General features: G+C 63.8%; 1 protein-coding gene. It reads left to right on the top strand.

Annotation, left to right across the window (positions count from 1 at the left end; translation table 11 throughout):
- Positions 1 to 146 precede the first annotated feature (146 nt).
- A complete protein-coding gene (locus tag IEZ15_RS44005) occupies positions 147 to 806 on the top strand; it encodes a class I SAM-dependent methyltransferase (protein ID WP_189282521.1) in 660 nt (219 codons plus the stop codon).
- Positions 807 to 1,141 lie beyond the last annotated feature (335 nt).

The raw sequence follows: 1,141 nt of genomic DNA, 5'->3' as shown, positions 1-1,141 counted from the left end.
ACCTCCACACCCGCACCCCGCCACCCAGTCGGCAAGAAACAGCGCAAAACGGATATGCCTAGACGCGGCGGGGCCGAGCAGCAGCCTTAAAGATCAAGCTAAGGAAGTGATCACCTGGGCTGCGGGGCCTCACTAGAGTCACCCGCATGCCTGATCTCTCCTACCTCGCCGCCGTCCGGGAGTCGTACGACACGGTCGCCTCCGACTACTTCGAACAGGTCAAACCTCCGGCGGAGCTGGATCCGCTGTCACGAGGGATGCTGAACGTCTTTGCAGAGGTGGTGCGCACGGCCGGCCTTGGGCCCGTCGCCGACCTGGGTTGTGGGCCCGGTAAAGTCACGGCATACCTTGCCGAGCGGCAAGTGCCCGCGTTCGGCATGGACCTATCGCCCGCCATGGTCGAGCTGGCCCGTAGTACCTACCCAGATCTGCGTTTCAGCGTCGGCTCGATGACCTCGCTCCCGATCGAGGACGACGGACTCGGCGGCATCCTCGCGTACTACTCCACCCACCACACGCCACCGACGTTGTTGCCAGTGGTGTTCGGCGAGTTTCACCGAACTCTCGCGCCTGGCGGCTGCTTGATGCTGGCCGGCCACGTAGGAGCCGGCCAGCACCTACGTCCCACACAGGCATACGGCGGTCATCCGGTGTCTTACGAGTCGTACCTGCTGCCGCCTGATCGGATTGCCGAACTCCTGAAGCAGGCCGGGCTCGTCCTCACCGCACGTCTGGTGGAGGAGCCCAAGGAAGGGGCTGAGAGGACTTTCGCTACATTTCTTGCCCATAAGCCCGAACGGCCATGAGGTTCGAATCCGTCTGGGGTGGTGAAGTGGAGTTGGTGAAGACGGGCAAACCAAGATCGACCAGCTGTGGTCGGCCGTCGGCCGGGACCCGGCTGAGGCTGTTGAGTTTGGCGGTGGCGGCGTCGAGGCTGACCTGGAGCCCTTCGACTTCTCCGAGCCAGCCGTTGCCGCGGGCTTCGCGGATGCGTTCGCGGAGCTACCGCAGACTCACCAAATGAGACGACCTCTTAACTTGATCTTTAAGGCTGCTGCTCGGCCCCGCCGCGTCTAGGCATATCCGTTTTGCGCTGTTTCTTGCCGACTGGGTGGCGGGGTGCGGGTGTGGAGGTGCGGCC

Source organism: Streptomyces atratus (assembly GCF_014648655.1).
Lineage (GTDB): Bacteria > Actinomycetota > Actinomycetes > Streptomycetales > Streptomycetaceae > Streptomyces > Streptomyces atratus.
The sequence above is the reverse complement of the archived record's forward strand: the minus strand, read 5'-3'. Positions and strand labels throughout refer to the sequence as shown.

Bases quoted from the DNA above. Each gene is read 5' to 3' on its own strand.
- IEZ15_RS44005 (WP_189282521.1), top strand. From the start codon at position 147: ATGCCTGATCTCTCCTACCTCGCCGCCGTCCGGGAGTCGTACGACACG.